The organism is Amycolatopsis sp. SID8362, from assembly GCF_010550475.1.
Classification (GTDB): domain Bacteria; phylum Actinomycetota; class Actinomycetes; order Mycobacteriales; family Pseudonocardiaceae; genus Amycolatopsis; species Amycolatopsis eburnea.
Window position 1 is genome coordinate 1 of the sequence record NZ_JAAGNB010000378.1, and the last position, 9,176, is coordinate 9,176.

Annotated in this window: 2 pseudogenes; both read right to left on the reverse strand. The window is 73.6% G+C overall.

Annotated features, from left to right (window positions below):
- Nucleotides 1–3,898 (reverse strand): annotated as a pseudogene (locus G3I65_RS12015) (type I polyketide synthase); the annotation flags it as partial.
- A 183-nt stretch (nt 3,899–4,081) separates the two neighbouring features.
- A pseudogene (locus G3I65_RS57240) lies at nt 4,082–9,106 on the reverse strand (type I polyketide synthase); the annotation flags it as partial.
- Nucleotides 9,107–9,176: the final 70 nt, after the last annotated feature.

Here is a 9,176-nt window from a genome sequence, read left to right on the forward strand (position 1 = left end):
AGTCCGGCGTCTCGCCGGTGGCGGTGGCGCGGGCGAGCCGGGGCACGAACACGCGGCCGTCACGGACGGCCGACTGCGGCTCCGGCGGGACGACCGGGTGGTCCGGGTCGTCGGTGTCCAGCAGCGCGAACCGGCCCGGGTGCTCCGCCTGCGCCGAGCGCACCAAGCCCCACGCGGCGGCGAGGTCCGGGTCGGGCGCTTCACCGTCGTGGACCGCGACCGCGCCGCTGGTGACGAAGACGAGCACCTCGGCGCGCTCGGTGGCGAGCCAGTCCTGGACGAGGCCGAGCACGCGGTGGACCGGCGCACCGGTGAGCGGCTCGAAGACGGCGTCGGTGCCGCCGGTTTCCGAAACTTCGGTCCAGCCGACGACGTACAGATCGTCGACGGAACGGTCCAGACCACCGGTGGGCAACGGGCGGAAGGCCAGCGACGCCGCGGACGCGACGGGGGCGCCCGCCGGGTCGGCGACCTCGACCGCGATCTCGTCGGTGCCGAGCCGGGTCAGCCGGACACGCAGCGCGGACGCGCCGGTGGCGTGCAGGGCGAACCTCGTCCAGGCGAACGGAAGCCGGGCCTGCCCGTCCTCTGTGGACACGAGCGCCAGCGGGTGCAGTGCGGTGTCCAGCAGGGCCGGGTGGAGGCCGAAGCGGGCCGTGTCCGGCGTGTCGGGCAGGTCGACCTCGGCGAAGATCTCGTCGCCGCGGCGCCACGCCGACCGCAGGCCTTGGAAGGCGGGTCCGTAGCCGTAGCCGGCGACGGCGCGGAGGCCGTCGTAGAACCCGTCGAGGTCGATCCTGGCCGCGCCCTCGGGCGGCCAGGAGTCCAGGGTGAACCCGGCTTCGAGCGTAGCGGGTGCGAGAACGCCGGCGGCGTGCCGGATCCAGGGGTCGTCCTCGTCGCGCCGCGAGTGCACCTCGACGGCGCGCCGTCCGGTCTTGTCGGCCGCGCCGACCCAGACCTGCAGCGCGCGGGTGTCGCGCGGCTCCAGGGTGAGCGGGGTTTCGAGGGTGAGTTCTTCGACGGTGCCGCAGCCGGCGCGGTCACCGGCCTGGACGGCGAGTTCGACGAAAGCCGTGCCGGGCAACAGGATCGTGCCGTGCACGGCGTGGTCGGCGAGCCACGGCTGGGCCTGCGGGGACACGCGGCCGGTGAGGACGAGCCCGTCGCCGGCGGCCAGCGCCACGGCCGCGCCGAGCAACGGGTGCCCGGTGGCGCTGAGGCCGAGGGCGCCCGCGTCGCCCGGGTCCGCGACGACGTCGGGCCAGAAGCGTTCGCGCTGGAAGGCGTAGGTGGGGAGGTCGGTCGTGCGGGCGCCGGGGAAGGCCGGGGTCCAGTCGACGGCGACGCCGTGGACGTACGCTTCGGCGAGCGCGGCGCGGAAGCGTGTCAGCCCGCCGTCGTCACGGCGGAGACTTCCCAGCGCGATTACGTCGTCCCCGAGCGCCATGGTCAGCACCGGGTGTGGGGACGCCTCGATGAACGTGCCGAAACCCTCGCTCTTGAGCCGCTCGATCGCGGTGTCGAGACGGACGGTGCTGCGCAGGTTCGTGTACCAGTACTCGGCGTCGACGGTCTCGTTCCACTCGCCGGTCACAGTCGAGATGAACGCGATGTCTCCCTCACGGGGCGCGATCGGGGCCAGCACCTCGCGCAGCTCGTCACGGAGCTGCTCGACCTGCGGCGAATGCGACGCGTAATCCACCGGGACCCGCTTGACGCGGATGTCGTCCGCGCGGCAGGCGGCCATGAACTCGTCCAGGGCTTCGGGCACGCCCGAGACCACGACCGCCGTGGGACCGTTGACCGCCGCGACCGAAACCCCGTCGATCAGCCGCTGTTCCACGGTTTCCACAGAGGCGGCGACGGACACCATCCCGCCACCACCGGCCAGCGCGAGGATCGCCTTGCTGCGCAGGGCAACCACCCGCGCACCGTCCTCAAGGGACAGCGCACCCGACACAACCGCGGCCGCGATCTCACCCTGCGAGTGACCGACCACCGCGTCCGGCACCACCCCGAACGAACGCCACAGCTCGGCCAGCGAGACCATCACGGCGAACAACGCTGGTTGCACGACGTCCACACGGGTCAGCGCTTCCGCGTCGGCAAGCGCGTCGCGGAGTCGCCAGTCCACAAAGGACTCCAGCGCCGAGCCGCACTCGTCCAGCCGGGCGGCGAAGGCTGGCGAAGACTCCGCCAATTCGAGGGCCATCCCCGCCCACTGCGAACCCTGCCCCGGGAAGACCAATGCGACCTTGCCCGACGCGACGGCTTCCCCGGTAACGACGTTCGCCGCGGGAGCGCCCTCGGCGAGCGCGGTCAGGCCGGCGTGGAGGTCGCCGACGACGACCGCGCGGTGCGGGAACGCCGTGCGGGTCGTGACCAGCGAAAACCCGATGTCGGCGGCATTGGCGTGGTCGTGCGCGGCCAGTGCGGCGGCTTGCGCCTGGAGCGCCTCGGCGGTCCGCGCGGACAGCACCCACGGCACCGGCCCGGCCGCGACGGCTTCCGGCTCCTCGGTGGCCGGGGCGGCTTCGAGGATCGCGTGCGCGTTGGTGCCGCTCATGCCGAACGCGGACACGCCCGCGCGGCGCGGCTCGCCGGTCTCCGGCCACGGCCGGGCCTCGGTGAGCAGTCGCACGCCGCCGGACGCCCAGTCGACGTGCGACGTCGGGGCGTCGACGTGCAGGGTCCGCGGGAGGACGCCGTTGCGCATCGCCATGACCATCTTGATCACGCCGGCGACGCCCGCGGCGCCCTGCGTGTGACCGACGTTCGACTTCAGCGAGCCGAGGAACAGCGGGTCGTCGCCGCCGCGGGCGCGGCCGTAGGTGGCCAGCAGGGCCTGTGCCTCGATCGGGTCGCCGAGGGTCGTGCCGGTGCCGTGCGCCTCGACCGCGTCGACCTGCTTCGCCGACAACCGCGCGCTCGCCAGCGCCTCGGTGATCACGCGTTCCTGCGCGGGGCCGTTGGGCGCGGTCAAGCCGTTGGACGCGCCGTCCTGGTTGACCGCCGAGCCGCGGACGACGGCGAGCACGGGGTGGCCGTTGCGCTGCGCGTCGGACAGGCGTTCCAGCACCAGCATGCCGGCGCCCTCGCCCCAGCCGGTGCCGTCGGCGGCCTCGGCGAAGGACTTGCAGCGGCCGTCGGCGGCGAGGCCGCGCTGACGGCTGAACGCGACGAACGCCGCCGGCGTGGACAGCACGGTCACCCCGCCGGCGAGGGCGAGCGAGCACTCGCGGCGACGGAGGGCGTGGCACGCCCAGTGCAGCGCGACGAGCGAGGACGAGCACGCGGTGTCGACCGTGACGGCGGCGCCGGTGAGGCCGAGGAAGTAGGCGAGCCGCCCGGAGACGACGGCGGTGGCGGTGCCGGTCAGCAGGTGCCCTTCGACGGCGTCGCCGGCGCCGCGCATGAGGTTCGCGTAGTCCTGGCCGGTGTTGCCGACGAAGACGCCGGTTTCCGAGCCGGCCAGTGAAGCGGGGTCGATGCGGGCGCGTTCGATGGCCTCCCAGGTCGTCTCGAGCAGCAGGCGCTGCTGGGCGTCCATGGCGAGGGCTTCGCGCGGGGAGATGCCGAAGAACCCGGCGTCGAAGTCGGCGACGTCGTGCAGGAACCCGCCGGACGCGGTGTGCGAGGTGCCGGGCCGGTCGGGGTCGGGGTCGCGGAGCGCGTCGAGGTCCCAGCCGCGGTTTTCCGGGAACCCGGTGACGGCGTCGGTGCCCGCGGCGACCAGGTCCCACAGGTCCTGCGGCGACCGGACACCCCCGGGCAGCCGGCACCCCATGCCGACGATCGCGATCGGCTCCTGCTCGGCGTCCTCGACCGCCTGCAGCCGCTGGCGCGTCTGGTGCAGGTTGGTCGTGACCCACCTGAGGTGCTCGCGCAGCGTCTCCTCGTCGGCCATGTAAGTGCCACCAGCCTTTTCTCCAGCGAACTGCGGAACCCCGGGGATCAATCTGCAGGCTATGGGACCTTTTTTGGCCCTACAACCCCTAATGATGCCCCTTAAAGGGGCCCCTACACAGGGAAAACCCGCCCCCTTGCCGGGGACGGGTTTTCCTCCAAAGAATTGCTTCTACAATTTCCCGAGGTCATTGTTGATGAATTCGAGAAGCGCGTCGTCGTCGGCGAATTCGAGACCGCTCGCCGGGACGGCCGCCGGTTCGGCGTACCGGCTCAGCAGTGCCTGCAGCCGGACGGTCAGCTCGCCGCGCGTCAGCCGGTCGGGTTCGCCGCCGGCCAGCGCCGTCTCCAGCCGCTCGAGCTCGGCCAGCACGCTCGGGGTGCCGTCGCCCAGCTCCGCGCGCAGGTGCTCGGCGAGCGCGGTCGCGTTGGGGTGGTTGAAGACGAGCGTGGCGGGCAGCTCGAGGCCGGTCGCCGCGGCGAGCCTGCCCCGCAGTTCGACGGCGGTGAGCGAGTCGAACCCAAGCTCGGTGAAGGCCCGCTTGGGATCCACGGCGTCGGTGGTGGCGTGGCCGAGGACGTGCGCGGCCTCGGCCCGGATCAGACCGACGAGTTCGGCGAGCTGCTCGGCCGGCGCGAGCCCGGCGAGTTTCGCCCGGAACCCCTCCCCCTGGCCGGCAACCGCTTGCGGCTCGTCGACCCGCGCCTCGGGCAGCTCGGCGAGCAGCCGGCTCGGGCGCGTGGCGGTGAACGCCGGGACGAACTTCGCCCAGTCGACGTCCGCGACGACGACGTTCTCGTCCCCGGCCCGCCGCAGCGCGGCGATCGCTTTGTCCGGCGGGAGGGCCACCAGGCCACGCCGCCGGAGGTGCTCCCGCGCGGCGGGGTCGGCGGCCATCCCGCCCTCGGCCCAGGGGCCCCAGGCGATGGAGGTGGCCACCCGGTTCTTGGCCCGGCGCAGGTTCGCGAGGGCATCGAGTTCGGCGTTGGCGGCGGCGTAGGCGGTCTGGCCGCCGCTGCCCCAGACCCCGGCGATGGAGGAGAAGAGGACGAAGGCTTCGAGGTCGTCGCCGAGGAGTTCGTCGAGGTGCCGGGCGCCGGCGACCTTGGCTTCCCGGATCCGGTGGAACTCGGCGTCGTCGAGGTCCGAGAAGGCGGTGGCCTGACTCGCCCCGGCCGCGTGCACGACGGCGGTGATCTTCGGGAGCTGCTCGAGAGTCCGGGCGAGTTCGGCGCGGTTGCCGACGTCGCAGGCCAGGACGGTCGCGCCCAGCTCGTCGGCGAGCGCTTCGGCACCGGGCGCGGCGAGACCGCTCCGGCTGAGGAGGACCAGGTGTTCGGCCCCGGCCTGGGCGGCCCAGCGCGCCACGGCGGTGCCCAGCGCGCCGGTGCCGCCGGTGATGAGGACGGTCCCGCGGGGCGTCCACGACGGGGTGGGCTGCGGGGCGCGGACCAGGCGGCGGGCGAAGACGCCCGAGGGGCGGAGGGCGAGCTGGTCCTCGCCGGTGGAGCCGTTCAGGATGGCTTGTAGCCGGGCGAGTTGCTGTTCGTCGGGGTCGGTGGGGACGTCGACCAGGCCGCCCCAGCGGTCGGGGGTCTCCAGGGCCAGTGCGCGCCCGAAGCCCCAGAGGGCGGCCAGGGCGGGGTCGCCGGGGGTGGCGTCGGTGGGGGTTTCGACTGCGCCGAGGGTTACGCACCACAACGGGGTGGTGAGGTCGGACCGGGCCAGGGTCATGGCGGTGGTGAGGGCGTTGTCGCCTGGGGCCGCGATCAGGACCACGCTGTCGGCTGCCGCGGTTTCCTGGGGGGCGACTACGGGGATGCCGAGGGCGTCCGCCCAGCGCCGTGCAGCGCCGGGAGCGGCGACGGCCACGTGACGGCCGGGCGCCGCCGGGGTCGCACCGAAACGATCCGCGGCCGCACCGGGCGCGCTCACGGGACGATTGGCAGCCGCCGGGGTCGCAACGGACGCGACCCCGAGGCGATCCGCATCCGCACCGGAGGTCCCCGCGTGGCGATCCGCAGCCGCACGGGAGGTGGCCAGGTGGCGATCCGCGGCCGCACCCCCGGCGGGACGATCGGCAGTCACCGGGGTCGCACCGGACGCGACCCCGAGGCGATCCGCATCCGCACCAGAGGCCGCCGCGTGGCGATCGGTGGCCGCGCCGGAGGTCGCCGCGTGGCGATTCACGGTCGCCGGAGCCGCGCCTGGAGCACCCGGGGCCGGGTCCGCGATCGGGACCCACGTCACCCGGTAGCGCCAGGAGTCCGTCACCGCCGTCTCGGTCCGCTCCCGGCGCCACGACGCCAGTGCCGGCAGCACCTTCGCCACGTCCGGTTCCGGCACCCCGGTCCCGGCCGACAAGCTAGCCGCGTCCGCGCGGTCGACCGCCGCCCAGAACTGGGCGTCGACTTCGCCGCCGATGGGGCGCGGGGCCGGAGCGGGCCAGAACCGTTCGCGCTGGAACGCGTACGTGGGCAAGGGAATCCGGTGCCCGGGCAGCGCCGTCCAGTCCACCGGCACGCCGGCGGTGTGCAGCCCCGCCAAGGCGGTGAAGAACGTCCGTGCTTCCTCGCGATCCCGCCGCAGCACCGCCACGGCCGTGCCCGGCACCATCGCGCTGAGCACCCCGTCCGGCCCCAGCTCCAAGAACACCCCGACCCCGGCGGCCGCCAACGTCGAGACCCCATCCGCGAACCGGACCGCCTCCCGCACGTGCCGCACCCAGTAGTCCGCCGTGAACGGCTCGGCGAGAGCACCGCTCACATTCGAGATCACCGGAATCGTCGCGGAGCGATGCTCCAAAGACTCGGCGACCGCACGGAACTCCTCCAGCATCGGATCCATCAGCGGCGAGTGGAAGGCATGGCTGACGGTCAGGCGCTTTGTCTTCGGGAACTGCGCCGCGATCGCCAGGACCTCGGACTCGTCGCCGGAGATCACCACCGACTCCGGGCCGTTCACCGCGGCGATCGAAACGCCGTCGGTGAGGCTGATGGCCGACTCGGGGGCGGCGATCGAGACCATCGCGCCACCAGTGGGCAGCGCTTGCATGAGGGAGGCACGCGCGGAAACCAGCCGGCAAGCGTCCTCAAGGGACAGTGCCCCGGCCACGTGCGCCGCCGAGATCTCGCCGATCGAGTGCCCCGCCACGAAATCGGGGCGAACGCCGAAGGACTCGACCAGGCGGTAAAGAGCGACCTCGACCGCGAACAACGCGGGCTGGGTGAACTCGGTGCGATCCAGCAACTCGGGATCGGTGAGGGCATCGCGGAGACGGGGGGTGAAGTGCGTGAGGACCTCGTCGAAAGCCGTGGCGTAGACCGGGAAGCGGTCGTACAAACCCTGCCCCACCCCGACCCGCTGCGCGCCTTGACCGGTGAACAACACAGCGAGCGGACCCGGTACGGCGTCCCCGCGCACGACGGAAGGATCCGACACACCATCCGCCAACGCGGTCAGCCCGCGGACCAGCTCGGCGTCGTCCGCGGCGAGCACGGCTGCCCGCCGCGACAACGCCGCACGGCCCGTCGCCAACGAAAAAGCCACGTCCGGCAGCGCACCGCGGTCGGCGGCGAGCAACCGGCGGGCCTGGGCGCGCACACCTTCCTCGGTCCGCGCCGAAACCACCACCGGCAGCACCCCGACCGGCGCGGTGTCGTGGACGACCGCCTCCTCGGGTGCCTGCTCGAGGATCGTGTGCGCGTTCGTCCCCGAGATCCCGAACGACGAGACACCCGCCCGCCGCGGCCGGTCCGACGGCCACTTCCGCGCCTCGGTCAGCAGTTCCACCGCGCCGGACGTCCAGTCCACATGGGACGATGGCGCGTCGACGTGCAACGTCTGCGGCAGCACGCCGGCACGCATCGCCATGACCATCTTGATGATCCCGGCGACCCCCGCGGCGGCCTGCGTGTGCCCCAGGTTCGACTTCACCGAACCCAGCCACAGCGGCTCGTCGCGCTCCGCGCCGTAAGTCGCCAGCAGCGCCTGCGCTTCGATCGGGTCGCCCAGCTTCGTCCCGGTCCCGTGCGCCTCCACGGCGTCCACTTCGGACGGAGAAAGCCCGGCGTCCGCGAGAGCGGCACGGATCACGCGTTGCTGCGAAGGACCGTTCGGCGCGGTCAAGCCGTTCGACGCGCCATCCGAGTTCACCGCCGAACCCCGCACCACGGCCAAGATCTCGTGACCGTTGCGCCGCGCGTCCGACAACCGCTCCACCAGCAGCAGGCCGACGCCTTCGCCCCAGCCGGTGCCGTCCGCGCCGTCGGCGAACGCCTTGATGCGGCCGTCCGGGGCGAGCCCGCCTTGCCGGTCGAACTCCACGAAAGCGCCCGGCGTCGACATCACCGTGACGCCGCCCGCGATGGCCATCGAGCACTCACCCGCCCGCAGCGCCTGCCTCGCCCAGTGCACCGCGACCAGCGACGACGAGCACGCCGTGTCCACGGTGACCGCCGGGCCCTCCAGTCCGAAGGCGTAGGCGATCCGGCCGGAGACGACCGCCGCCGCGTTGCCCGTGCCGACGTAGCCCGCGACCTCGTCGCCCGCGTCGGTCAGCAGGGCCGGGTAGTCCTGGCCGTTGGTGCCGGCGAAGACGCCGATCCGTTCGCCGCGCAGCGAACGCGGGTCGAGGCCGGCGCGTTCGAACAGCTCCCACGACGTTTCCAGCAGCAGCCGCTGCTGCGGGTCCATGGCGAGGGCCTCGCGGGGCGAGATGCCGAAGAGTCCGGCGTCGAATTCCGTTGCCCCGCTGAGGAATCCGCCCGGCCGGACGGCGGCGAGGTCGTCCGGCCAGCCGCGGTCGGCGGGCGGGGCGGACAGCGCGTCGGCACCGCGCGCGACGAGGTCCCAGAGGTCTTCCGGCGACCCGACTTCGCCCGGGAACCGGCACGCCATCGCCACGATTGCGATCGGCTCGTCGTCGCCCGCGGTGCCGGCCGCCGTCGTGTCCGGGCCGGGGGCCAAACCGGCGAGCAGGCCGTGCAAGTGCCGGGCGAGCGTGGCCGGGTCGGGGTGGTCGTAGGTCAGGGTGGCGGGCAGGTCGAGACCGGTGGCGGCGCGCAGCCGGTTGCGGAGTTCGACCGCCGACAACGACGTGAAGCCGAGGTCGGTGAACGCGCGGTCGCGGTCGACCGCCGCGGCGGAAGCGTGCCCCAGCACCGCGGCGACGTGCTCGCGGACGAGGTTCAGCACGCCGGCGGCGGTGAATTCGAGGACGACGGGCGGCTCCGCGGACGGCGCCAGCTCGGCGAGCAGCGGGCTC